Source organism: Micromonospora halotolerans, from assembly GCF_032108445.1.
In the GTDB taxonomy this organism is placed as follows: Bacteria; Actinomycetota; Actinomycetes; order Mycobacteriales; family Micromonosporaceae; genus Micromonospora; species Micromonospora halotolerans.
In genome coordinates this window covers 3619434-3644026 of sequence record NZ_CP134876.1, presented here as the reverse complement: position 1 = coordinate 3644026, position 24593 = coordinate 3619434, and the positions used below count along the sequence as shown (strand labels likewise).

23 protein-coding genes are annotated in these 24593 nt (G+C 73.0%); 11 read left to right on the top strand and 12 right to left on the bottom strand.

Going from position 1 to position 24593, the window contains the following annotated elements; genetic code table 11:
• The first annotated feature begins 227 nt into the window (after positions 1-227).
• From RMN56_RS17340 to RMN56_RS17330, 3 genes are all read left to right on the top strand, one after another.
• Positions 228-1484, top strand: coding sequence for a DivIVA domain-containing protein (locus RMN56_RS17340; RefSeq protein ID WP_313718482.1), 1257 nt, complete (start codon positions 228-230; stop codon positions 1482-1484).
• A gap of 172 nt (positions 1485-1656) precedes the next feature.
• Positions 1657-3639, top strand: a complete 1983-nt coding sequence (locus RMN56_RS17335; protein WP_313718481.1) for a coiled-coil domain-containing protein — start codon at positions 1657-1659, stop codon at positions 3637-3639.
• A gap of 293 nt (positions 3640-3932) precedes the next feature.
• On the top strand, positions 3933-5027 hold the full coding sequence (locus tag RMN56_RS17330) for an AI-2E family transporter (protein WP_313724770.1): 1095 nt from the start codon (positions 3933-3935) through the stop codon (positions 5025-5027).
• A 3-nt stretch (positions 5028-5030) separates the two neighbouring features.
• On the opposite strand, the gene RMN56_RS17325 is transcribed toward RMN56_RS17330, so the two are convergent.
• The 7 genes from RMN56_RS17325 to RMN56_RS17295 form a co-directional block, all read right to left on the bottom strand.
• On the bottom strand, positions 5031-5840 hold the full coding sequence (locus RMN56_RS17325) for an alpha/beta hydrolase (protein WP_313718479.1): 810 nt from the start codon (positions 5838-5840) through the stop codon (positions 5031-5033).
• Between the two features lie 66 nt (positions 5841-5906).
• Positions 5907-6233 (bottom strand): Rv1322 family protein, encoded by a 327-nt coding sequence (locus tag RMN56_RS17320; protein ID WP_512699737.1) that lies wholly within the window; start codon positions 6231-6233, stop codon positions 5907-5909.
• A 66-nt stretch (positions 6234-6299) separates the two neighbouring features.
• Complete coding sequence (locus RMN56_RS17315; protein ID WP_313718477.1) at positions 6300-7373, bottom strand: hypothetical protein; 1074 nt, start codon at positions 7371-7373, stop codon at positions 6300-6302.
• Positions 7370-7864, bottom strand: a complete 495-nt coding sequence (locus tag RMN56_RS17310) for a SigE family RNA polymerase sigma factor (protein ID WP_313718476.1) — start codon at positions 7862-7864, stop codon at positions 7370-7372. The genes RMN56_RS17315 and RMN56_RS17310 overlap by 4 nt, the downstream gene beginning before the upstream one ends.
• 41 nt (positions 7865-7905) lie before the next feature.
• Positions 7906-9696, bottom strand: a complete 1791-nt coding sequence (locus tag RMN56_RS17305; RefSeq protein WP_313718474.1) for a 3-hydroxyacyl-CoA dehydrogenase family protein — start codon at positions 9694-9696, stop codon at positions 7906-7908.
• A gap of 122 nt (positions 9697-9818) precedes the next feature.
• Positions 9819-10883, bottom strand: a complete 1065-nt coding sequence (locus RMN56_RS17300; protein WP_313718473.1) for an alpha/beta fold hydrolase — start codon at positions 10881-10883, stop codon at positions 9819-9821.
• 86 nt (positions 10884-10969) lie between these two features.
• Entirely contained in the window at positions 10970-11428 is a 459-nt protein-coding gene (locus RMN56_RS17295) for an FHA domain-containing protein (protein ID WP_313718472.1), read from the bottom strand.
• A gap of 252 nt (positions 11429-11680) precedes the next feature.
• On the opposite strand from RMN56_RS17295, the gene RMN56_RS17290 reads away from it, so the two are divergent.
• On the top strand, positions 11681-13183 hold the full coding sequence (locus RMN56_RS17290) for an aldehyde dehydrogenase family protein (RefSeq protein ID WP_313718471.1): 1503 nt from the start codon (positions 11681-11683) through the stop codon (positions 13181-13183).
• 19 nt (positions 13184-13202) lie between these two features.
• On the opposite strand, the gene nucS is transcribed toward RMN56_RS17290, so the two are convergent.
• Positions 13203-13862 carry an endonuclease NucS gene (nucS, locus tag RMN56_RS17285; protein WP_151460944.1) on the bottom strand — a complete coding sequence of 220 codons (660 nt, stop codon included), beginning with the start codon at positions 13860-13862 and terminating at the stop codon, positions 13203-13205.
• A 71-nt stretch (positions 13863-13933) separates the two neighbouring features.
• Here nucS and RMN56_RS17280 point away from each other — a divergent pair, with 71 nt between their 5' ends.
• A complete protein-coding gene (locus tag RMN56_RS17280; protein ID WP_262284725.1) occupies positions 13934-14551 on the top strand; it encodes a DUF4126 domain-containing protein in 618 nt (205 codons plus the stop codon).
• 71 nt (positions 14552-14622) lie between these two features.
• On the opposite strand, the gene RMN56_RS17275 is transcribed toward RMN56_RS17280, so the two are convergent.
• Complete coding sequence (locus RMN56_RS17275; RefSeq protein ID WP_313718468.1) at positions 14623-15171, bottom strand: hypothetical protein; 549 nt, start codon at positions 15169-15171, stop codon at positions 14623-14625.
• 752 nt (positions 15172-15923) lie between these two features.
• Between RMN56_RS17275 and RMN56_RS17270 the strand changes: the two genes are divergently transcribed.
• The gene (locus tag RMN56_RS17270; protein WP_151465152.1) at positions 15924-16220 is read left to right on the top strand and encodes a DUF1540 domain-containing protein; all 297 of its coding nucleotides are present in this window, start codon (positions 15924-15926) and stop codon (positions 16218-16220) included.
• 212 nt (positions 16221-16432) lie between these two features.
• Here RMN56_RS17270 and RMN56_RS17265 read toward each other — a convergent pair whose 3' ends face one another.
• Entirely contained in the window at positions 16433-18439 is a 2007-nt protein-coding gene (locus tag RMN56_RS17265; RefSeq protein WP_313718467.1) for an ethylmalonyl-CoA mutase, read from the bottom strand.
• A 152-nt stretch (positions 18440-18591) separates the two neighbouring features.
• On the opposite strand from RMN56_RS17265, the gene RMN56_RS17260 reads away from it, so the two are divergent.
• The 3 genes from RMN56_RS17260 to RMN56_RS17250 all read left to right on the top strand — a co-directional run bounded on the left by RMN56_RS17260 (position 18592) and on the right by RMN56_RS17250 (position 21177).
• Positions 18592-19437 (top strand): ABC transporter ATP-binding protein, encoded by an 846-nt coding sequence (locus tag RMN56_RS17260; RefSeq protein WP_313718466.1) that lies wholly within the window; start codon positions 18592-18594, stop codon positions 19435-19437.
• Positions 19437-20282 carry an ABC transporter permease gene (locus RMN56_RS17255; RefSeq protein WP_313718465.1) on the top strand — a complete coding sequence of 282 codons (846 nt, stop codon included), beginning with the start codon at positions 19437-19439 and terminating at the stop codon, positions 20280-20282. The genes RMN56_RS17260 and RMN56_RS17255 overlap by 1 nt, the downstream gene beginning before the upstream one ends.
• An 82-nt stretch (positions 20283-20364) precedes the next feature.
• Positions 20365-21177 carry an alpha/beta hydrolase gene (locus tag RMN56_RS17250; protein ID WP_313718464.1) on the top strand — a complete coding sequence of 271 codons (813 nt, stop codon included), beginning with the start codon at positions 20365-20367 and terminating at the stop codon, positions 21175-21177.
• 40 nt (positions 21178-21217) lie between these two features.
• Here the strand turns inward: RMN56_RS17250 and RMN56_RS17245 are convergent, their stop codons facing one another.
• Together RMN56_RS17245 and murA are read right to left on the bottom strand one after the other, a co-directional pair.
• Positions 21218-22066 (bottom strand): 3-hydroxyacyl-CoA dehydrogenase family protein, encoded by an 849-nt coding sequence (locus tag RMN56_RS17245; protein WP_262284733.1) that lies wholly within the window; start codon positions 22064-22066, stop codon positions 21218-21220.
• A gap of 77 nt (positions 22067-22143) precedes the next feature.
• Positions 22144-23583 carry a UDP-N-acetylglucosamine 1-carboxyvinyltransferase gene (murA, locus tag RMN56_RS17240; RefSeq protein ID WP_313718463.1) on the bottom strand — a complete coding sequence of 480 codons (1440 nt, stop codon included), beginning with the start codon at positions 23581-23583 and terminating at the stop codon, positions 22144-22146.
• On the opposite strand from murA, the gene RMN56_RS17235 reads away from it, so the two are divergent.
• Positions 23582-24154, top strand: coding sequence for a cob(I)yrinic acid a,c-diamide adenosyltransferase (locus tag RMN56_RS17235; RefSeq protein ID WP_313718462.1), 573 nt, complete (start codon positions 23582-23584; stop codon positions 24152-24154). The two genes, murA and RMN56_RS17235, sit on opposite strands and share 2 nt — an antisense overlap.
• Positions 24130-24549, top strand: a complete 420-nt coding sequence (locus tag RMN56_RS17230) for a VOC family protein (RefSeq protein ID WP_313718461.1) — start codon at positions 24130-24132, stop codon at positions 24547-24549. Before RMN56_RS17235 ends, RMN56_RS17230 begins: the two co-directional genes overlap by 25 nt.
• The last annotated feature ends 44 nt before the right edge of the window (positions 24550-24593 follow it).

Sequence of the window (24593 nt, the reverse complement as noted above, 5' to 3'; positions counted from 1 at the left end):
TCCGGTAGGCCGCAACACCATTCGACTGCCGTACGACAAAGGGCCGCGGGCGCCGACCCGCGGCCCTTTTCGCGCCCTTCCCGCGGGGTCGCCCGACCCGCCCGGGACCTGCCAAGATCGCCAGTTGGTCCGGTCCCCACACGCGGCGAAGTTGACCATGTAAACAGGACACGAAAGGTGCGGACCGCTCTTGCGAAGCACCCTGGGGCGTCTGCGAGTATGTCCCAATGCCCCAGCAGCAGTCCTCCCCTCTTGCGTTCTTCGATAACGCGAACTCACAGCCCGATTTCACCGTCGGCCTGCGTGGTTACAACACCAACCAGGTCGACGACTTCATCGGCCGGCTGACCGCCGCCCTGAGCCAGTCCGAGCAGGCCCGCGCCGAGGCCGAGCAGCGGATGAACGACGCGCAGCGCCGGCTGCGCCAGGCCGAGCAGCGCCAGGGCGCGCTCGAGCAGAAGCTCACCGAGACCAACAAGCAGCTCGAGGAGAACAGCCGGCCGACCCTCTCCGGCCTGGGCACCCGCGTCGAGCAGATCCTCCGGCTCGCCGAGGAGCAGGCCAACGACCACCGCAACGAGGCCAAGCGCGAGTCGGAGGGCATCCTCTCCGCCGCCCGCCTCGAGGCGCGGGAGATCACCGACAAGGCGCGCGCCGAGGCGGCCGCCATGAAGGCCACCGCCGAGCGCGAGGCCGGCAGCGTCCGCACCGCCGCCGAGCGCGAGGCCGCCGAGGTCCGCGTGCAGGCCCGCCGCGAGGCCGACACCCTGCGCGCCGACGCCGACCGGGAGACCAAGCAGCTGCGCACGGTCACCGCCCACGAGGTGGCCGAGCTGAAGTCCACGGTCGAGCGCGAGGTCGCCACCCTGCGCGCCACCGCCGAGCGGGAGATCACCCAGCAGCGGGCGAAGGCCGCCCGCGAGGCCGAGGAGAAGCGGGCCGAGGCCACCAAGCTGCTCACCGACGCGCGGGACAAGCGCGACAAGGACCTCCAGGCGCTGGAACTCCAGCTCGCCGAGCGGCGCGAGAAGGCCGAGCGCGAGGAGTCGGAGCGGCACGCCGCCCAGGTCGCGCAGACCCAGAAGCTGGTCAGCGAGGCCGAGCAGCGCGCCCGTGCCGCCCAGGAGCGGGCCAAGGAGATCGAGCAGCGGGCCGAGGCCCGCCGGGTCGAGTCCGAGCGCACCGCCACCGACACGGTCGAGAAGGCCAAGGCGCTGGCCGACAAGACGGTGTCCGAGGCGAGGGCCGAGGCGCAGCGGCTGCTCAGCGAGGCCCGCACCGAGGCCGAGCTGACCACCCAGGCGGCCCGCCGCGAGGTCGAGGACCTCACCCGGCAGAAGGACGCGGTCACCTCGCAGCTCGGGCAGATGCTCTCCGGTCTCGCCGGCATCGTGCCGGGCGTGCCGGCCGCGGGCGCCAACAAGCCGGAGGCGCCGAAGGCCGACGGCACCGACAAGAAGGTCACGGCCGAGTCGGCCAGCTGACCCCACCACCCGCTGACGGGGCATGAGCCGCGGCGCGGGGTGACACCGGGTGACCGGTGCCGCCCCGCGCCGTCATGCTTTCCCGTCCGTTTCGCCTGTTCAGTGAAGTGCACCTCCCAACAGGGGCGTCCGTATCGCCCCAGCAGGGCCGGATGCGTGTGAGGATGGGGGCATGTCGCACGGCGAGGAACTGTTCGCCCTCGGCGGGGACGTGACCACGGAGCCCAGCTTCGAGTCCGCTCTGCGGGGGTACGACAAACGACAGGTCGACCGTTACGTCGCTCGTGCGGAGCACGAGATCTCCGCGCTGACGACCGAGCGGGAACAGGCGTACACCCAGATCCACAAGCTGGCCGGCCAGGTCGAGGTGCTGCAACGCGACCTCGCCCAGGTGCGCAAGCAGGTGGGTGTGGTGGACCGCGCCTCGTTCCGGCACCTCGGTCCCCGGGTCGAGCAGATCCTCACCATGGCCGAGGAACAGGCCGACGACATCCTGGCCGCCGCCAACGAGGAGATCGAGGCCCGCCGGGCGGCCGCCGAGCACATCATCGAGGAGGCCCGGGAGCAGGCGGCCCAGGCCCTCAAGGACTTCGAGATCGCCCTCGCCGCCCGCCGGGCCGAGGAGGAGCGGCACACCGCCGCCCGCAAGGCCGAGGCGGAGGCCACCCTCTCCGCCGCCCAGGCCGAGGCCGAGAAGCTGCGCAAGACCGCCCAGGACGCGCTGGCCAAGGCGCAGCAGGAGGCCACCCAGCTCCGGGACACCGCCAAGGAGATCCACACCCGCGCCCAGCAGGAGTCGACCCGGCTGCGCGAGGCGGCAAAGGAGGCGCTCGCCAAGGCCCAGCAGGAGGCCACCCAGCTCCGCGAGGCGGCCAAGGAGGTGCACGCCAAGGCCCAGCAGGAGGCCAAGCGGCTCACCGACTCCGCCGCCGAGGCCGGCCGGGCCACCCACGCCAAGGCGCTCGCCGAGGCCAAGAAGATCGTCGACGACGCGGAGGAGGCGGCGAAGGTCACCCGCGGCCGGGCCCGGACCGAGGCCAACCGGCTCACCACCGAGGCCGCCGAGGCCGGCAAGCGCAACCGCGCCGAGGTCGACGCGTACGTGCAGCGGATGCGGAGCGAGACCGAGGCCTACGTCCAGCAGGCCCGCGCACAGACCCAGCAGGAGCTGGGCGCCTGGCGGGCCGGCGTGGAGAAGGAGGTCAAGGCCCGGCAGGAGACGGTGGACAAGGAGCTGGCCCAGCGCCGCGCCACCGCCGAGCAGGAGTTCGCCAAGCGCCGCGACGAGCTGGACAAGCAGCACACCAGGCGGCAGGACGAGCTGGAGAAGGCGTACACGGCCCGGCGCACGGAGATCGAGCAGGGCGCGGCGGAACTCCGGCAGGCCGCCGAGCAGGACGCGCTCACCATGCGCCAGCGGGCCGAGGAGGAGGCCGCCGAGCTGCTGCGCCGGGCCGAGGCGGACGCCGCCGGCAGGCGCCGCAAGGCCGACGAGCACGTGGCCGCCTCGCGGCGGCAGTTCGAGGAGTACGCGGCCACCACCCAGCAGCACCTGGCCACCACCCAGCAGCACCTCGCGGCCACCCAGCAGGAGGTGGCCGCCGGCCGGCAGCAGCTCGCCCAGGTGATGCTGGAGATCGCCAACGCCCAGCAGGAGCTGGCCGACCTGCGCACGGAGACCTGGAAGTCTCGGCAGGAGTCCGATGACCTCCAGCGCCGGCTCGCGGAGCTGCACACGGAGGCCGGGCCGGCCGGCCTCGCCACCACTCCCGTCGACCCGGCCGAGCTGGCCACGGCGGCGGGCGGCCGCGGCGCGAACGGCACGTCGGCGGACGACCGGACCCCGGTCCCCGCCGCCGCCAGGGGCACCGCGACGGTCTCCCCCGACGGCGGCGCTCCCGCCGAGGCCGGGGAGCCCGCGGCGGACGGCGCGAAGGCCCGTCCGGTCGCCGAACCCGTGACCACCGTGGACGGTTCCGAGGCCAGCGCCGGTGTGGAGGGCGAGCCGACCGTGGCCGCCGTGCCCGGGGAGGGCGGCCGGGGCGCCACCCCCACGAAGATCACCAGCACCGGCGAGAACGGCAAGCGCCCGACGAAGCCGACCACCGACGAGCGCAGCGCCAAGCCGAGCGCCGTCACCGTCGACAAGGACTGACCCGGGGGTCGGTCTTCCGGTCGCCCGGCCGCCGGCGTCGCACCCCGCCGCAGCGGCGGGATCGAGGCGGAGGGGGATGGTCGGGTCAGGCGCCGACCGATAACCTGCGGGTGCAGGGGCTGCGCCACCGAGGACCTCCTCCGGTGCGCACGGTCCGCCGCAGGGCGCTCCGCCGGGCCGGAGCGGGAGCCGGGGAGGCACGGGTGTCGCAGGAGGGATCCGCCGGCCCGGGCGACGACCGGCCCGACGCATCGCGCCCCGAACCCAACCCCGCCCTGGCCGGCAAGCCCCCGCTGGCCGAGGTCGGCGCGGAGACCGAGCCGACCGAGTTCGAGCCGAGCGGACGCTTCGGCGTGCCGGGGCGGCCGCTGCGGCGCAGCAGCTTCCTGATCGGCTTCACCGGGGCGCTCGGCGTGCTGCTGGCGTACCCGGTGTTCCTGGGCGTACGGAACTCGGCCGGCATCCTGGTCCTGGTGGTGATCGCGCTCTTCCTCGCCGTCGGCCTGCACCCCGCCGTGGTGCGCCTGCGCGGCTGGGGGGTGCCGCAGGGGCTGGCCGTGACGGTGGTGACGCTGACCGTCGTGCTGCTGATCGTCGGCGGGCTGCTGGCGCTGGTGCCGCCGGTGGTGACCCAGTCCGGGCAGTTCATCGATCACCTGCCCGGCTACGTCGACGAGCTGCGCCGCAACCCCACCGTCAACGACTTCGTCGAGCGCTACGACGTGATGCAGCGCGTCCAGTCGGCGGCGAACGCGGACACCATCGGCCGGGCCCTCGGCGGCGTGCTGGGCGGGGCGCAGCTCATCTTCGGCACCATCTTCCGGGCGCTGACCGTGCTGGTGCTGACGATCTACTTCCTGGCCTACTTCAACAAGCTGCGCGACCTCGGGTACGCGCTGGTGCCCCGCACCCGCCGGGAGCGGGTCCGGCTCATCGGCGACGAGATCCTGGCGCGCGTCGGGGCGTACATGGTCGGTGCGCTGGCCATCGCGGTGCTGGCCGGGGCGAGCACCTTCGTGTTCGCCCTGGTGGTCGGGCTGCCGTACCCCTTCGCCCTGGCCGTGGTGGTCGCGGTGACCGACCTGATCCCGCAGATCGGGGCGACCCTGGGCGCCGTGGTGGTGACCCTGGTCGGGCTCGCCACCGACCTGCCGGTCGGCATCGCCTGCCTGGTGTTCTTCCTGATCTACCAGCAGGTCGAGAACTACCTGATCTACCCGAAGATCATGCGCCGGGCGGTCTCGGTCAACGAGGTGGCCGCGCTGCTGGCCGCCCTGCTCGGGGTGTCGCTGCTGGGCGTGGTGGGCGCGCTGATCGCCATCCCCACGGTGGCCGCGCTCCAGCTCATCCTGCGCGAGGTGGTGCTGCCGCGGCAGGAGTCCCGCTGACCGTCAGCCGGCGCGGCGCTGCTCCGGGCCGGGCACCGGGGTGTCGGCGAAGGCGGCCACCGTCCGGTCGGCGTACGCGCTGACGTCGCCGGTCTCGATGGGGCCGTCCCAGGTGGTCGGCAGCGGGACCGGCACGGCCGGGTTGACGCGGCTGACGATCTCGTTGAGCACGGTCTCGGCGTCGCCGACCCAGAGGTGCTTGGCGCCGGGCACCCCGACCACCTCGGCCTGCGGCACTGCGGCGAAGCGCTGCCGGGCCTCCTCGGGGCGCAGGTAGTCGTCGAACTCGGGGACCAGGGCGGTGAGCGGCCGGCCGGACTCGGCCCAGACGGTCAGGTCGGCGGGCGCGGAGTAGCGCAGCGGCGGGGAGAGCAGGATGGCGCCGGCCACGGCCGGGTCGCAGCCGTACTTCAGCGCCAGGTCGGTGCCGAACGACCAGCCGACCAGCCAGATGTTCGGCAGCTCGTGGAACTCGGCGTACTCGATGGCGGCGGCCACGTCGAAGCGCTCGCCGACCGCGCCGTCGAAGGCCCCCTCGCTGGTGCCGCGGACGCTGCTGGTGCCCCGGGTGTTGAAGCGGAGCACGGCCAGGTCGGCCAGCGCGGGCAGCCGCCAGGCCGCCTTGCGGAACACGTGGCTGTCCATCATCCCGCCGTGGGTGGGCAGCGGGTGCAGGCAGACCAGCGTGCCGGCCGGCTCCCGCTCCAGCGGCCGGGCCAGCTCGCCGACCAGCGTCAGGCCGTCGGCGGTGTGCAGCTCGATGTCCTCCCGGCGGCCGGGCAGGATCGACGACGCACGGATCGGTGTGCTCACCGCACCAGTCTCCCGCGCCGCCGTCCGCGCCGCCCGCCGGGGCGGAAACAGGGTGATCCAGATCGCTCAGCCGTGCCGTGGGGCGCCCCGGCCGCGCTGGAGGTTCGGCCCGCGCCGGTCCCGGGCCCGCCAGCAGCCGCTGTGCCAGTGCCGGCGGTCGGTCAGGTCACCCCGGTCGTCGGCCGGCCAGGCCACCACGTGCGCCACCCCCGGGCGGATCTCCTGGTCGCAGCCGGGGCAGCGGTACGTCTTCACCGACGCCCCGCCGGTGATCCCGCGCACCTGCCAGTCGCCGTCGCGCCACTGCTGGACGGTCGGCACGCCCTGGCGCGCCCGCTCGGCGTCGAGGTGGGTGGTGTCATCCCGGCGGGGACGGTTGCGACGGGGGCTCACGGTCAACAAGCGTACGGTCCGCCGGCCGGGCCGGCCCAGGTCGGGCGGCCGGGCCGGCGGACCGGGTCACTCCCAGGTCTCCGGATCGGTCAGGTCCTTCGCCACCTGAGCCCCGGCCAGCACGCTTGCCATGTCGGCCTCGGTGAAAGTCGGCTGGTCCTTGAGAACTCCGTCCGTCCACGGCCCCCCGACATCGGCGGTCAGGTGCGCTTTCGGGATACCGCGCAGTTCCATCTTCGTCCCGGCGGGGTAGAGGTAGGCGGGCCGACCTCCCACCGTGCGGTTGCTCTCCGTGGAGCTTCCGGAAATCTGCGACCCGTAGAGCAACTGCACCCACATGGTCGCCGACGGCTCCCGGCTGATGGTGAACTGGACCTGGAGACTTCTCGGGAAGACGGTGGCGTCGACGGAGCAGAAGCCGACCGACGCACCCACCGGCAACGAGGTCAGCCGCAGCGGCGAGGCGCACCGGCGCGCCTCGTTCCACCGCACCGCGGTGAGCGCGCGGGTGAGCGTGAACACGTCCCCTCCACGCATGCTCGCCCGCGCGTAGAGCCCGGCAGCCGGCCGCCACCAGGTGACAGACCCGTGGCTGCCGCTGCCCAACGACACGCGTTGGACGCTGCCGTCGAAGGTGGGCTGTGGCAGCGCGTCCACCGGCCATCCCTCGATGCCGCTCCGGGCGAACGCCGCGGAACGGGACACCTCGACGGTCACCGCTCGACCGCCACCGGCGTCGAACCGGATCAACTCGACCTGTCGCGCCTGGACCGACCAGCCGAGGTAGCGGCCCTTTGCCGGGTCGACGGAGAAATGCAGCACCTGGGGGTCGGTGCCGACCAGTTCGGGGTGCTGGGCGGCACCCGCCACCCCGTCGGCGCGGGGCGGCACCGGCGCGGCGTCGGCCGGCGAGGCAGCGGTCAACGGCTTCCGCCCGGCGAGCCCGGGAAGGTCCGTACCGGTCACCCCGACGAAGCCGAGGACGCCGACCAGGGCCAGCGCGGTTCCGGTCGTGGCACGGCGACGCAGTTGCCGGCGGCGGCCCCGGGCGCGGGACTGCCGAATCAGCTGGTGGATATCCGTCTCCCCCTCGGCGTGCTCCCGCAGCACCGAGGTGATCCGCTGGTCGAGGTCGGTCACTGCCGGCTCCCCTTCGTCGTCGGGGCGCCGCAGCGCTCCCGGAGCTGGGCGAGCGCCCGCATCGCGTGGGTGCGGACGGTGACCGGCGAGCAGTCGAGGATCTGGGCGATCGTCGCGTCGTCCAGGTCCTCGTAGTAGCGCAGCACCAGCACGGCGCGCTGGCGGTCCGGGAGGGCACGGATCAACCGCCACATCTCGTCCCGGTCGGCCGCCTCGCCGCCGAGGTCACCGCGCTCCGGCCGCTCGGCGAAGGTGTCCACGGCCAGCTCGCGGCTGGACCGCCGGCGCCACCAGGAACTGTTCGCGTTGACCAGCATCCGCCGCACGTACACGTCGGGCCGGTCGGCCCGGGCGATCTTCCGCCAGTGCACGTACGCGCGGGCCAGCACGTCCTGCGTCAGGTCCTCGGCACGGTGCGCGTCCCCCGTCAGCAGCCGGGCCAGGCGCAACAGGGCCGGGCCGCGGCTGCCGACGTACTCCTCGAAGGTCACGTCCTGAAGACGCCGTCACCGGCGCCCGGCGTTGACCCGGATCAGCGCCCGGTGTGGTCGCGGAAACCGCGGCCGCTCTTGCGGCCCAGGTAGCCGGCGGTGACCAGGTGCTCCAGCAGCGGCGCGGGGGCGAAGCCCGGCTCGCGCAGCTCCAGGTAGAGCTCCCGCTGGATGGCCAGCGACACGTCCAGGCCGACCACGTCGAGCAGCTCGAACGGGCCCATCGGGTAGCCGCAGCCGAGCTTCATGGCGTGGTCGATGTCGTCCGCGGTCGAGTAGCTGGCCTCCAGCATCTTCACCGCGTCGTTCAGGTACGGGAACAGCAGCGCGTTGACGATGAACCCGGACCGGTCGCCGCAGACCACGCCGGTCTTGCCCAGCCCCGCGCAGACCGCCCGGGCGGTGGCGGCGGTCTCCGCCGAGGTGCGGATGGTCCGCACGATCTCCACCAGCGGCATGATCGGCGCCGGGTTGAAGAAGTGCAGGCCGATCACGTCGGCCGGCCGCTGGGTGGCCATAGCCACGTCGATCACCGGCAGCGACGAGGTGGTGGTGGCCAGCACGACGCCCGGCTTGCAGATCTCGTCGAGGCTGGCGAACAGGGCCTTCTTGACGCTCAGCTCCTCGACGACCGCCTCGACCACCAGGTCGACGTCGGCCAGGTGGTCCAGGGTGGCCGACCAGGTGACCCGGCCCAGCGCGGCGTCCCGGTCGTCCTCGCTCAGCTTGCCCCGCACCACGCCCTTGTTCAGGGAGGTCTTGACCGCCTCGCAGACCTTGGCGGACTTCTCCGCGCCCCGGGTCACCGAGATGACCTCGTAGCCGGCCTTGGCGAATACCTCGATGATGCCGGTGGCCATGGTCCCGGAGCCGACCACGCCGACCTTGGCGATCGCCCGGGCACCGTCGGCGAGTGCGGCGCCCGTGCTCACCGGCGTGTGCTCGTCGGGTACGACCACCGGGGAGCCCGGCCGCTCGTAGGTGTAGAAGCCGCGGCCGGACTTCCGGCCGAGCAGGCCGGCCGTGACCATCTGCTTGATCAGCGGCACCGGGGCGTGCCGGCGGTCGCGGCCGCCGCGCCGGTACATGGTGTCCAGGATCTCGTACGCGGTGTCGAGGCCGATCAGGTCCATCAGCGCGAGCGGGCCCATCGGCAGGCCGCAGCCGAGCTTCATGGCGGCGTCGATGTCCTCGCGGGTGGCGTACCGGGACTCGAACATGCCGACCGCGTGGTTCAGGTAGCCGAACAGCAGGGCGTTGGCGATGAAGCCGGCCCGGTCGTTGATGGTGACGTCGACCTTGCCGAGCCGTGCGCAGAGCGCCTCCACGTCGGCCACCACGTCGGCGGAGGTGACCACGGTGCGGACCACCTCGACCAGCTTCATGACCGGCGCCGGGTTGAAGAAGTGGATGCCGATGACCTGGTTCGGCCGGGTGGTGGCCACGGAGATCTCGGTGACGCTCAGGGAGGAGGTGTTGGTGGCCAGGATCGCCTCGGGCCGGCAGACCCGGTCCAGCTCGGCGAAGATCCGCTGCTTCAGGTCCAGGTGCTCCGGCACCGCCTCGATCACCAGGTCCACCGAGTGCAGGGCGTCCAGGCCGACCTGCCAGTCGATCCGGGCCAGCAGCGCGTCCCGGTCGGCCTCGGCGAGCTTGCCCTTGGCGACGGCGCGGTCGGTGGAGCCGGTGAGGGTGGCCCGGCCACGCTCCAGGGCGGTCGCGGAGATCTCGACGGCCACCACGTCGATGCCGTTGCGGGCGAACACCTCGACGATGCCGGCACCCATGGTGCCCAGACCCACCACACCCACACTGGTGAACTCGCGCGCCACGACCGGCCTCCCCTGGTTGACTCCGCCGTCGCCGACATGAACGGCGGCTAAGGTTATGCGCCGGAGTCTGCCATGTGACGCTGCGTTGTCGAGACGCCGTGGGATATTTCACGCCGCGTCGCTCAGACCCCGGAGGGCACCTCCGTGAGCGCCAGCAGCTCGGCGACGAACTCGGCCGGCCGCTCCAGGTGCGGGCTGTGCCCACAGCCGGGCAGCACCACCTCCCGGTACGTCCCGCCGGCCGCCTCGTACCGGTCGAGCACCGCCCGGGTCTGGCCGACCATCGGCTGCGGCGGGCAGTCCGCCGCCCCCGGCCAGCCCGGCACCACCCCGAGCGACCCCAGGTACGCCAGGTCGAACAGCGAGGTGTCCGAGACGATCACGTCGGCGTCGCCGCGTACCCAGGTCACCGGCGGCTTGACCGGGACGGCGACCAGCTCGTCGGCGAGCCGGAAGTGGGCGGGCGCCAGCGCGTTGAGCACGCCGCGCTCCCCCGCCGCCATGCCCGGCCAGTGCGCCGAGGCGGCCGCCGTGCCGGGATAGTTGTCCTCGCCGGCGGCGGTGGTCAGCATGCTTTCCAGCAGCAGTTCCTCGTCCCCGCCCAGCGACGCCGGGTCGGCCACGTACGCCGAGCGCAGCACGGCGCGCGGGCTGGTCGGGCCGTCGGCACTCCGGTCGCGCGCCGCCAGCCGCGCCACGAAGTCCGGGTTCGCGGTGCCCGCCCCGGTGCCGGCGAAGTCGGGCGTGGTGGGGGTGCCGTCGAGGTCCCGGGTGCCGCCGAAGCCGTACGGGGAGACCGGCGCCTCCAGAAGCAGCCCGGCCACCCGGTCGGGGTGGTCGACCAGCAGCCGCATCGCCACCCCACCGCCCAGCGAGTGCCCGACCACCACCGGCCGGGCCCCGGGGGCGAACAGGCCGGGGGCGTCGAGCAGGGCGGCCACGTCGTCGGCGAAGTCGCCGAGGCCCCGGGTGGCGTCGACCGGGGCGGTGTCGGTGTCGCCGTATCCGCGCAGGTCGGGGGCGACCACCCGGAGCGTCCCGGGCAGCCGGGGCAGCAGTGGCTCCCAGAAGGCGGCGGACGACACGTTGCCGTGCACCAGCAGCACCGGAACGCCGTCCGGCGGGCCGGCCACCCGGACCGCCTGGACGATGCCGTTGGCCCGGACGGTGTGTCGCTCGCTCCCCATCCGCGCATGCTGGCACGGCCGGCCGCGACCGGTCCATGTGTGCCGCCCCCATGCGAGGCCGGCGGCCGGTGTGGCCAGGCCCCGGCTCAGCGGTGGGCGTCGACCGCCAGCGGCAGCGTGCCACGCGCCTCGATCGGAGCCCGCGGCGTGGGCGGGACCGGCAGCGGCAGGGTGGGCCGCTGGTCGCGGCGCGGCTGCCCGAAGCTCATCCCCACCGGGTCGGTCCGGGCCACGCCCGGGTCGAAGAAGCGCAGGTCGGTGCGGCCGAGCCGGATCACGTCGCCGTCGGTGAGCGGCACGGTGCCGACGATCCGCTGGTCGTTGAGCCAGGTGCCGTTCGTCGAGCCGAGATCGGTGAGCAGCACCCCGTCGACGGTGGCCTGCACCGTCGCGTGCCGCCGGCTCAGGTGTGGATCGCCGAGCACGATGTCGGCGCTCGGCGCCCGGCCGACCAGCTGTGGATCCCGGCCGACCCGGAAGCTCAGCCCCCGCATCACCCCACCTGACACCGTCAACAGCGGCATCAGTTCCGGATGCTCCTCCATGGACAGTCGACCTCCACCCCACCGTCGCTCCGCGGCGTCAGCCTGCCACCTCACCGTAATCGGTCCCACCACCGCGTGGTCACCCCCGGGACCCCGGCCGGCCATCTCCCGTTGGCCGTTTCGGCGGGCACCGCCGGTTCAACCGGGGGCACATCCGTCGATCGCGCCGGGCCCGCGACACCACGACCTGGGCAGAGGGTACGGCTCCTGCGGGGCCTACCGGTGAGTAACGCTCGGGTCTAGACTCCGGCCATGACGGCTGTGCATGTCCCGGGGGCCCCGCTCATCTCCGACGGCCGACTGGTGTCGACCAGTCCGGCGACCGGCGCGGAGGCCGGCCGGCTTCCCGTCGCGACCGAGGCGGACGTGTGGGCCACGGTGGAGCAGGCCCGCGTCGCCGCCGACTGGTGGGCCGGGCTCGGCTTCGCCGGTCGGCGCGACCGGCTGCTGCGCTGGCGCGGTGTGCTCGCCCGCCGGATGGAGGAGCTGGCCGACCTGGTGCACACCGAGGGCGGCAAACCGGTCGGCGACGCCGTGGTGGAGATCCTCACCGCGCTGGAGCACATCGACTGGGCCGCCCGCAACGCCCGGCGGGTGCTCGGGCCGCGCCGGGTCCGCTCCCGGCTCATCCTCGCCGAGTTCACCGCCCACCTGGAATACCAGCCGTACGGGGTGGTCGGCGTGATCGGGCCGTGGAACTACCCGGTCTTCACCCCGATCGGCTCCGCCGCCTACGCCCTCGCCGCCGGCAACGCCGTGGTGTTCAAGCCGAGCGAGTACACCCCGGCCGTCGGGCAGTGGCTCGTGGACCGGTTCGCCGAGGTGGTGCCGGAGCAGCCGGTCCTCCAGGCCGTGCACGGGCTCGGCGACGTCGGCGCGGCCCTGTGCCGCTCGGGGGTGGCGAAGCTGGCCTTCACCGGCTCGACCGCCACCGCGAAGAAGGTGATGGCCGCCTGCGCCGAGACGCTCACCCCGGTGCTGCTGGAGGCGGGCGGCAAGGACGCCATGATCGTCGACTCCGACGCCGACCTGGACGCCGCCGCCGAGGCGTGCGTCTGGGGCGCGCTGACCAACGCCGGGCAGACCTGCATCGGCATCGAGCGCGTCTACGCGGTCGACCAGGTCTTCGACGCCTTCGTCGACAAGGTGGTCACCAGGGCCGGCCGGCTCACCGTCGGCCCCGACGGCGCCGACATCGGGCCGATCACCATGCCGTCCCAGGTCGACGTCATCCGGCGGCACATCGACGACGCGGTCGCCGCCGGCGGCCGGCCGGTGCTCGGCGGCCCCGAGGCGGTCCAGCCGCCGTACGTGCACCCGACCGTGCTCGTGGACGTGCCGGAGGACTCCGCCGCAATGCGCGAGGAGACCTTCGGGCCGACGCTGACCGTCAACCGGGTCCGCGACGTGGACGAGGCCGTCGAACGGGCCAACGCCCTCTCGTACGGCCTCGGGGGTTCGGTCTTCGGCCGCAAGCGGGCCGTGGCGGTCGCGCGGCGGCTGCGCTCCGGGATGGCCGCGGTCAACTCGACGCTGACCTTCGCCGGCATGTCGACACTGCCGTTCGGCGGCGTCGGCGACTCCGGCTTCGGCCGGATCCACGGCGAGGACGGCCTGCGCGAGTTCGGCCGGGCCAAGTCGATCACCCGCCGCCGGGCCCGCTCGCTGCTGCCGTCGATGACCTTCGAACGCACCCCCGCCGACGTCGCCCGCCTGGTCAAGGCCGCCAAGCTGATGTACGGCCGCGGCCGCTGACCGCCCCGGCCCGCCCGGCTCAGAACAGGGTCAGCTCGTCGCGCTCGATGCCCCGCAGCTTGTCGTAGTCCACCACCACGCACCGGATGCCCCGGTCGGTGGCGAGCACCCGCGCCTGCGGCTTGATCTCCTGCGCGGCGAACACCCCGGCGACCGGGGCGAGCAGCGGGTCGCGGTTCATCAGTTCGAGGTAGCGGGTGAGCTGCTCCACGCCGTCGATCTCGCCGCGCCGCTTCACCTCGACCGCGACCGCGCGCTGGTTGGCGTCCCGGCACAGCAGGTCGACCGGGCCGATCGCGGTCATGTACTCGCGCCGTACCAGCGTGAAACCCTCGCCGAGGGTCTCCGGGTTCGCGGCCAGCAGCTCCTGCAGGTGCGCCTCGACGCCGTCCTTGCGCAGGCCCGGGTCGACACCCAGCTCGTACGAGGTGTCCTGGAAGATCTCCTCCAGGGTGATGCGCAGCTCCTCACCGGCCTTGTTCACCACCCGCCACACACCGGGGGCCTCCTCCAGCCGGCACGGCGGGCTCATCCAGTTCAACGGCTTGTAGGCGCGGTCGTCGGCGTGGATCGACACCGAGCCGTCCGCCTTGACCATCAGGAGCCGGGTCGCCAACGGCAGGTGTGCCGAGAGTCGTCCGACGTAGTCCACCGAGCACTTCGCAATCACCAACCGCACCCGACGAGGGTAGCGGAGCACCCCGCGGTCGCCGACGAGCGCCACTGGCGTACCGGTGCCATATTGAGATCGTGCTCGAAGTCCTCACCGGTTCCGGGCTCGCCGCGTCGGCGGGCTTGAACGCCTACATCCCCCTTCTGCTGATGGGTCTGCTCGCGCGCTACACCGACCTCATGGAGCTGCCGAGCGGCTGGCAGTGGCTGGGCAACGGGTGGGTCCTGCTGATCCTCGCCGTGCTGCTCGCCGTCGAGGTCGTGGCCGACAAGGTGCCGGTGGTCGACCACGTCAACGACGTGGTGCAGACGGTGGTCCGGCCCACCGCTGGCGGCCTGGCCTTCGGGGCCGGCTCCAGCTCCGAGACGGTGACGGTCAGCGACCCGGACACCTTCTTCTCCACGCACCAGTGGGTGCCGGTGGTCGTCGGCGTGCTCCTCGCGCTCGGCGTGCACCTGCTCAAGTCCGCGGCCCGCCCGGTCATCAACGCGACCACCGCGGGCTTCGGCGCGCCGGTGGCCAGTACCGCCGAGGACGCGACCAGCGCCGTCATGTCGGTGGTGGCGATCCTGCTGCCGGTGCTCGTGCTGGTGTTCCTCCTCGGGTTCGTGGCGTTCCTCTTCTGGTTCCTGCGACGGCGTCGTGAACGGAGGCGGGAGCGGCGGGCGGCCCGGGCTGCCGGCTTCCGCGTCTGAGTCCCTCACGCTCCGGATACGCCGCTGGCCGGCACCCCGTTGGGGGTGCCGGCCAGCGGTCGTTGTTCGGGTCAGCTGTTCCAGTGCTGGTGAACGACGTCGGTGGCCTGCTGCTCCCACTGGGCGTAGGCGTCCGGGTAGGCCGACACCTGCACGGTCTGCGCGGCCTCGGTCAGCGGCATCTTGTCCCAGCCGTCGACCTGCTTCAGACCCTTCTCGAAGGCCAGGGTCGCGTACTCGGGGTTGGTGATCTGCTCCGGCGTACCCCAACCCGAGCTCGGGCGCTGCTGGAACAGGCCCAGCGAGTCGTGGTCGTTGGCGTCGCCGAGGTGGCCGAGGTTCTCCAGCTTCGACTCCTGCAGGCTCGTGGCGATCGAGATCACCGCGGCCCGCTCGGGCAGACCGGCCTTCTTCGTCGCCGCGATGATCGCCTTCGCGTTGGCGAGCTGCTCGTCGTTGAGGTCGATGTGGGACTGGGCGCCCTGCACGGTCGCGACGGCGGCCGGCTTGCCCTCGACGGGGCGGGCGTCGGCGTGGGCGGCGACCGGACCGGCGAAGATTCCACCGGTGAAGGCCAGACCAGCAATACCCAGCACGCTCTTACGCAGCATGGTGTTCATGGGGGATGGCTCCATTCGGGGGTTGGCGCACACACGCACCGACGGGGGTCGGCAAAGGGGGTGTGCGCAAGCACCACGTCAGGCGCTCAAGAAAGTCTCAAGGGGGATCATCCAGCGGACGGGGCGGGGGCCTCTTCGTCGCGCCGGGACCATGTCCAACGACCGACCAGCCACCATCATTCCCGGGGGTCGGGCACGGGTAGCGGGGCGGGGCGCCCCGTCGGGCGGGGCGTGGTCCTCGGTCGTGCACCGGGTATAACGACCCCCACCCGGCGGCCATTCCACCGCCGGGATGCCGCCGGTCACCCCGCGAACCGGACACCACACCCAAGGCGGGACGGTCGGTGGAACGGTATGGGTGTATCCCGGCCCCGGAGACACCCATAGCGTTCCACTCACCGCCCGCGCCAGCGCCCGAAACGGACATCCACCCCAGGCTGGAACTGCCCGTGTCGGCGCAGCGTGATGACGTGGATGGATCGACGCGCTGGCCCCAGACCCACCCACGAGCCACCCAGCCACCCGCCCACCCAGCCCGGCCCGCTTTGCTCTGCAGCCATCCACGCACCACCTCCGCTCCGCGCCCGCTGCGTGGATGGCTGCAGAGCAAAGGCGGTGGTGGGGCGCGTGCCTCCGCTGGGCGGCTGACGGCAGCGGCGGCTACCCGACCGCATGACCCGCCCCCGGATCCAGGGACGACGACCCGGACGAACGCCTACGTTCAGGACAGACGTCCAGAGGAGGCCGCAAAGATGACCGCGTCGATGGAGATGCCCCGGGTCCAGGAATGCGCCGTCAGGTCCTGCGCCTACAACCACACCAACGACTGCCACGCGTTCGCCATCACGATCGGCAGCAGCGACCACGCGCACTGCCACACCTTCATCGAGCTGCCGGTACGCGGCGGCGTCGAGCAGCTGATCGCCCAGGTCGGCGCCTGCCAGCGCGCGGACTGCCGGCACAACTCCGACCTGGAGTGTCACGCACCGGCGATCACCGTCGGGCCCGAGATGGACATGGCCGACTGCCAGACCTACGCGAGCCGCTGACCGGGGCGCGCTCGCCGACAACGCGACGCCCCAGCCCGGTAACTGCAGATCCGACCGAGTCCCCGGTCCTACCGGCAACGGCGACCGAGCCGCGAACTGCGAATCCGAGCGGGCCCGGTCCAGCCGGCAACGGGCCGACCAGGGCCGCGAGCCAGAAACCCGACCGGTCTCCGGACACGGACCCGAGTCCCGGAGCCGGGGAGCCGGGGAGCCTAGGACAGGCCGTTGGACTCGCGGATCACGGTGACCAGGTCGTCGATGATGCCGGTCAGCGCGAAGTCCTTCGGGGTGAAGACGCGGGCCACGCCGGCGGCCCGGAGCGCTTCCGCGTCGGCCGCCGGGATGATGCCGCCGACCACCACGGGCAGGTCGGCCCGCCCGGCGGCGCGCAGCCCGTCCAGCACGGCCGGCACGGCGGCCAGGTGCGACCCGGAGAGCACCGAGAGGCCGACCAGGTCGACGTCCTCCTCCACGGCGGCCGCCACGATCTGCCCGGCGGTCAGCCGGATGCCCTGGTAGACCACCTCGAAGCCGGCGTCGCGGGCGCGTACCGCGATCTGCTCGGCGCCGTTGGAGTGCCCGTCCAGGCCGGGCTTGCCCACGAGCAGCCGCAGCCGGCCGCTGCCCAGTTCGCGCGCGGTGGCGGCGACCCGCTCCCGGACCGCGCCCAGGCCGGCGTCGCCGCCCGCGCCGGCCGCGCCGGACAGGCCGGTGGGCGCCCGGTACTCGCCGAAGACCTGGCGCAGCGCGCCGGCCCACTCGCCGGTGGTCACGCCGGCCCGCACGCACTCCAGCGTCGCCGGCATGAGGTTCGTGGTGGTCGCGGCGTCCGCGCGCAGCCGGGCGAGTGCCGCGTCCACGGCCGCCGCGTCCCGGCCGGCCCGCCACTCGCGTACGGCGGTGGTGGCGGCCGCCTCGACGGCGGGGTCGACCTGCTCGATGGCCTCGGCGCCGGCCGCGGTCAGCGGTGACGGCTCGGTCTCGGTGAAGCGGTTGACGCCGACGACCACATCGGTGCCGGCCTCCATCCGCCGGCGCCGGTCGGCCAGCGAGGCGACCAGGGCGCTCTTCAGGTAGCCGGTCTCCACGGCGGTGACCACGCCGCCCATCTCCAGCACCTTCTCCAGCTCGACCCGGGCCCCGGCCACGAGGTCGTCGACCAGCGCGGTCATCACGTGCGAGCCCTCGAACAGGTCCGGATATTCCAGCAGGTCCGACTCGTACGCCAGCACCTGCTGCATGCGCAGCGACCACTGCTGGTCCCAGGGGCGGGGCAGGCCGAGCGCCTCGTTCCAGGCGGGCAGTTGCACGGCGCGGGCGCGGGCGTCGCGGGACAGGGTGACGCCGAGCATCTCCAGCACGATGCGCTGGATGTTGTTCTCCGGCTGCGCCTCGGTGAGGCCCAGCGAGTTGACCTGGACGCCGTACCGGAAGCGGCGCTGCTTCGCGTTCTCGACGCCGTACCGGTCGCGGGTGATCTCGTCCCAGAGCGCGCCGAACGCGCGCATCTTGGCGATCTCCTCGACGAAGCGCACGCCGGCGTTGATGAAGAAGGAGATCCGCTGGACGACGTCGCCCATCCGCTCGGCGGGCACCTGGCCGGAGTCGCGTACCGCGTCGAGCACGGCGACGGCGGTGGCCAGGGCGAAGCCGACCTCCTGCACCGGCGTCGCGCCGGCCTCCTGGAGGTGGTACGAGCAGATGTTGACCGGGTTCCACTTCGGCATCTCGCGCAGCGTGTACGCGATGACGTCCGCGGTGAGCCGCAGTGAGGCGGCCGGCGGGAAGATGTGGGTGCCCCGGGACAGGTACTCCTTGATGATGTCGTTCTGCGTGGTGCCGGCGCACCGGGACAGCTCGGCGCCCTGCTCGGCGGCGACCGTGCCATAGAGGCCGAGCAGCCACATCGCCGGCGCGTTGATGGTCATCGAGGTGTTCATCTCGGCGAGCGGGATGCCCTCGAAGAGGGCCCGCATGTCGCCGAGGTGCGCCACCGGCACACCGACCCGGCCCACCTCGCCGGCGGCCAGCTCGTGGTCCGGGTCGTAGCCCGTCTGGGTGGGCAGGTCGAAGGCGACCGAGAGCCCGGTCTGCCCCTTCGCCAGGTTGCGGCGGAAGAGCGCGTTGGTGGCCGTGGCGGAGGAGTGCCCGGCGTAGGTGCGCATCACCCAGGGCCGGTCGCGCTCCGGCAACCGCCCCGAAGGAGCCTTCTCATCCATGGCCGGAGTTTAAGTTACCGTTCAGTAAAACGGGCTGTGGAAAACCACACAGGTCCATGGAGCGGACCGACGGGCACGAGCGGCGCGACATGGGCGACACCACCACACCCCCGGGCCGCCGCCCGGCCCGCCGGAGTCGCACACTGGACGTCATGGATGACGAGCTCGCGATCTCCGTACGGGGGCTGCGCAAGGCGTACGGCGACAACCTCGCGGTGGCGGGGGTGGACCTCGATGTCCGCCGCGGTGAGGTGTTCGCCCTGCTCGGCCCGAACGGCGCGGGCAAGACCACCACGGTGGAGATCCTGGAGGGCTACCGGCGACGCGACGCCGGCGAGGTGCGGGTGCTCGGCGCCGACCCGGCCCACCCGGACGCGGGCTGGCGTTCCCGCGTCGGCATCGTGCTGCAGGGCACCGGCGAGTTCGACGAGCTGACCGTCGGCGAGGTGGTCCGGCACTTCGCCGGCTTCTACCCCGACTCCGACGACCCGGAGAAGGTGATCGAGCGGGTCGGGCTCGGCGCCAAGGCCCGGGCGCGCACGCACACCCTCTCCGGCGGGCAGAAGCGCCGGCTCGACGTGGCGCTCGGCATCGTCGGCCGCCCCGAGCTGCTCTTCCTCGACGAGCCCACCACCGGTTTCGACCCGGAGGCCCGCCGCGAGTTCTGGGAGCTGATCCGGGACCTCTCCGCCGCCGGCACCACCATCGTGCTCACCACCCACTACCTGGACGAGGCCGAGGCCCTGGCCGACCGGGTCGGTGTGATCGCCGCCGGCCGGGTGGTCGAGGTGGCCCCGCCGGACCGGCTGGGCAACCGCCAGGAGGCGCTGGCGACGGTCTCCTGGCGTACCCCGGAGGGGGCGCCGGAGACGGCGGAGACCGCGACGCCTACGGCGCTGGTGGCGGAGCTGGCCGCGCGTTTCGGCGGCGAGGTCCCCGGCCTCACCGTGACCCGGCCGACCCTCGAAGACGTCTACCTGCGGATGATCGGACACTGATGACCACCACGACGAAGCCGGCCGCCCCGGTCGCCGCCGCCCCAGGCCGCCGGCCGGGCGGGGGCACGCTCGCCCTGCGGCAGGGCCGGCTGGAGATCACCCAGTTCCTGCGCTCCCGGGAGTCCGTCGTGTTCACGATGGGCTTCCCGGTCATCATGATTCTGATCTTCGCGGCGATCTTCAACGACGAGATCGCGCCGGGCGTGAGCTACACGCAGTACTTCATCACCGGCATGATCGCGACCGGCCTCATGACGGTGAGCTTCCAGAACCTCGGCATCTGGATCCCCATCGAGCGGGACCGGGGCGTCCTGAAGCGCTACCGGGGCACGCCGATGCCGAAGTGGGTGTGGTTCGCCGGCAAGGTGCTCATGGTGGTGGCCATCGGCATCGCGGAGACCGCGCTGCTGCTCGCCGTGTCGGTCGCGCTGTTCGACCTGACGCTGCCGGACACCGCCGCCCGGTGGCTCACCTTCGGGTGGGTCGCCGTCCTCGGCGTCACCGCCTGCACCCTGTGCGGCATCGCCATCTCGTCCCTCGCCCGCACGGCCCGCAGCGGCTCGGCCGTGGTCACCCCGGTGGCCCTGGTCCTCCAGTTCATCTCCGGCGTGTTCTTCGTCTTCACCAGCCTGCCGAGCTGGATGCAGCAGGTCGCCGCGCTCTTCCCCCTCAAGTGGATGTGCCAGGGGCTGCGGTCGGTCTTCCTGCCGGACAGCTTCGGCGCGCAGGAACCGGGCGGCTCGTTCGAGCTGGGCCGCGTCGCCCTGGTCCTCGGGCTGTGGTGCGTGATCGGCCTGGTCCTCTGCCTGACCACGTTCCGCTGGACCACGAAGCGCGACGGCTGAGAGCGCAAGGAAGGGCCCCCTGTCAACGCCTCGCGTATAGCAGGGGGCCCTTCCTCACGTCGCGGGTGGCACACTCGCCGGCATGGCGCACAATCTGACCCGGCGCACGCTGCTGGGGGCCGCCGCCGGCGTGGCCGGCGTCGCGGTGGTCGGCGGGCTCACCGCCCGGCAGCTCGCCGAGCCCCGGCCCGGGCCGGGGCCCGCCGTGCCGGACGCGCCGGCCGGGGACGAGCGGTTGATCCGGATCGCCTCCGGGGCCCGCGGCCGCGAGGTGGACTTCTGGACGGCCGTGCCCGAGGGGTACGGCGACGGCCGCGGCCTCCCCGTCTGCCTGGTGCTGCACGGCGCCTCGGCCACACCCCGGGACTACGGCCGCTTCGGGCTGGCCCGCTTCCTCACCGAGGCGGTACGCCGTGGCGCCCCGCCCTTCGCGCTGGCCGGATCCACCGGCGGCCGACTCTCCTGGCGCCGCTCCGGGGACGACGACCCGCAGCGGATGGTCCGCGAGGAGCTGCCCACCTGGTGCGCCCGGCGCGGCTTCGACAGCAGCCGGCTCGCCGTCTGGGGCTGGTCGATGGGCGGGTTCGGGGCGTTGCTGCTCGCCGAGGCGTACCCCGGATGGTTGCGCGCGGTGGCCGCCTTCTCCCCCGCCGTCCGCCCGGGCGACGCGGTCTTCACGGGTGTGGACCGGTTGCGCGGCACCCCGGTCGGCCTCTGGTGCGGCCGGCAGGACAACTTCCTCAAGGACGTCCGCGCGCTGGCCCGGGCGCTGCCCGAACCCCCGGTACGCGCTGCCTGGGCCGACGGCCGGCACAACTTCGCCTACTGGGGCACGGTCATCCCCGACGCGTTCGCCCTGCTCGGCGCGGCCCTGACCCCACCCCGGAAAGCGTGACGCCCCCGACCGGAGCGGCCGGGGGCGTCACGCGCGCGGATCAGTAGCTGTAGAAGCCCTGGCCGGTCTTGCGACCCAGGTCGCCCGCGGTGGCCATGCGCTGGAGCAGCTCCGGCGGGAAGAACTTCTCGTCGGCGGTGTCGGTGTAGATGTTCTTGCTGGCGTTCAGCAGCACGTCCACGCCGGTCAGGTCGACCGTGGCCAGCGGGCCCATGGCGTGTCCGAAGCCCAGCTTGCAGGCCGTGTCCAGATCCTCGGCGGAGATCACACCGGACTCGACCAGCTTGACCGCCTCCATGGCGAGGGCGCAGATCAGCCGGGTGGTGACGAAGCCGGCGATGTCCCGGTTCACCACCACGACGGTCTTGCCGATCTCCTCGGCGAACGCCTTGGCCGTGGCCAGGGCCGCGTCGCTGGTCTTGTAGCCCCGGACCAGCTCGCAGAGCTTCATCATGGGCACCGGCGAGAAGAAGTGGGTGCCGACGACCGACTCCGGGCGCTCGGTGGCGGTGGCGATCTGGGTGACCGGGATGGCCGAGGTGTTGGTGGCCAGCACCGCGTCGGACTTGCAGATCTTGTCCAGCGCGCGGAACACCTCGTGCTTGATCTCGATCTTCTCGAAGACCGCCTCGACGACGATGTCCGCGTCGGCCGCCGCCTCCAGCTCGGTGGTCGGGGTGATCCGGGCCAGGGTCGCCTCGACCTCGGACGCCTCGATCTTCCCCTTCTCGGCGAACTTCTGAAGCGACTTCCGGATGCCGTCGACGCCCCGCTTGGTGGCCGCGTCGTCCAGGTCGCGCAGGGTCACCTGCCAGCCCGCCTGCGCCGCCACCTGGGCGATGCCCGAGCCCATCAACCCGGCACCGACGACCGCGAGTCGACCCGCCATCTGCTTCTCCCTCGCTGCGAATGAGTGTCTCCGAGCACCCTAATCCGCGAGGCTGAACGGCTGCTAAGGCCTCCCTCTCAGATGGCGAGGTCGGGCTCCTCGGGGGCGGTGCCGCGCGCCACCTCGACGCCGAGGGCCCGCAGGTCGGCCACGAAGTCCGGGTAGCCGCGATCCACGTGGTGCACGTGCGAGACCTCGGTGACCCCGTCGGCGCACAGCCCGGCGATGATCAGGCCGGCGCCGGCCCGGATGTCGGTGGCCCGTACCGGGGCGCCGGAGAGGCGCTCGTGGCCGCACACCAGGGCGTGGTGGCCGTCGGTCTTGATGTCCGCGCCGAGCCGCATCATCTCGTTGGCGAACATGAACCGGCCGTCGAAGATGTTCTCGGTGATCAGCGAGCCGCCCTCGCTGACCGCGGCCAGCCCGATCGCCATCGGCAGCAGGTCGGTGGCGAAGCCCGGAAAGGGCAGGGTGACCACGTCGACGGCCTTCGGCCGGTCGTCCATGCGTACCCGGAAGGCGCCGCCGCGGGTCTCCACCAGGCCGCCGGCCGAGACCAGCTTGTCCAGCGCGACCTCCAGGTAGGCCGGGTCGACGCCGGTCACGGTCACGTCGCCGCGGGTCATGGCGGCCGCGAACGCCCACGTTCCGGCGACGATCCGGTCCCCCACCGTGGCGTGCCGCACCGGGCGCAGCCCGGGCACCCCGACGATGTGCAGGGTCGACGTGCCTGCCCCCTCGATCCGGGCTCCCATCCGGTTCAACATGGTGCAGATGTCGACGATCTCCGGCTCCCGCGCCGCGTTGTCGATCGTCGTGGTGCCCCGGGCCAGCACCGCCGCCATCACGAGGTTCTCGGTGGCGCCGACGCTCGGGAAGTCCAGCGGGATGTCCGCCCCGTACAGCCCGTCGGGGGCCTCGGCGATGACGAAGCCGTGCTCGCCGGAGATCTCCGCGCCCATGCGGGACAGCCCGGCGATGTGCATGTCCAGGCCGCGCGAGCCGATGGCGTCCCCGCCGGGGTGGGCCACCCGCACGTACCCCCGGCGGGCCAGCAGCGGACCGAGCACACAGATCGACGCACGCAGCCGGCGGACCAGGTCGTAGTCGGCCTCCGCGCCCGGCTGTTCCGGCACGTCGATCACCACCGACCGGGACCGTTCCACCCCGCCGCGGGCCACCATGGGGTCGACCGGGTCGTCGGCGGCGAAGCGTACGGCGCAGCCGAGCCGGCGCAGCACCTCGCCCATGATGGCGATGTCGGTGATCCGGGGGACGTTGGTGATCACGCTGCGCCCCGGGGCGAGCAGTGCCGCCGCCATCAGCTTCAACGCGGAGTTCTTCGCCCCGACCACGTGCACGGTGCCGGCCAGCCGGGCCTCACCGGGCACCCGGATGACGTCGACGTCGTTGACCGCCGGGTCGCCGGCATCACCCGGCCCGACCCCCGCCGGCCAGGCGGTGCGGGCCGGCCGCGCCGGGATCGTCAGGTCCGGTATCCGTAGGCTGTGCGTCATGGCCGTCCACCTCACGCGCATCTACACCAAGGCCGGCGACGCCGGCATGACCAGGCTGAGCAACAACGAGCAGGTGCCGAAGACCGATCCGCGGATCGCCGCGTACGCGGACGTGGACGAGTGCAACGCCGCCATCGGCGTCGCGCTCGCCCTGGGGCAGCTCCCCGACGAGCTGCGGGTGGTGCTGGAGTCGATCCAGAACGACATGTTCGACGTCGGCGCGGACCTGGCGACGCCGGTGGAGCCGGATCCCAAGTACCCGCCGCTGCGGGTCACCGAGGAGTACGTGGAGCGCCTCGAGGGCTGGTGCGACGAGTTCAACGCGCGCCTGAGCAAGCTCGACTCCTTCATCCTCCCCGGCGGCACCGCTGGCGCGGCGCTGCTGCACGTGGCACGGACGACCGCCCGGCGCGCCGAGCGTGCGGCGTGGGCGCTGGTCACCCACGACCCGGACCGGACCAGCACGCTCCCGGCAAAGTATCTCAACCGGCTCTCCGATCTGCTCTTTATCCTGTCAAGAACGGCAAATCCAGACGGAGATGTGCTATGGGTGCCGGGCGGGAAGCGCTGACCGTCGGCGCGCTGCACCACGTGGAGGTCTGGGTACCCGATCTCGCCGCTGCCAGGCGTAGTTGGGGCTGGCTCCTCGGCGAGCTGGGCTGGACGCCGTACCAGGACTGGCCGGCCGGCCGGTCCTGGCGGCTCGGCCCGACCTACCTGGTCCTGGAGGAGTCCCCGGCGCTCACCGGGCGCACCCACGACCGGCGGGCGCCGGGCCTCAACCACCTGGCCTTCCACGCCGGCCCGCCGGCCGCCGTGGACCGGCTGGTCGCCGCCGCGCCCGGACACGGGTGGGAGCTGCTGTTCCCGGACCGCCACCCCCACGCCGGCGGACCGCGGACCTACGCCGCCTACCTGTCCGACACCCAGGGGTACGAGGTCGAGCTGGTCGCCGACGTCGGTTGAATTCCGCTCCGGATACGCCGCTGGCCGGCACCCCATGTTCGGGG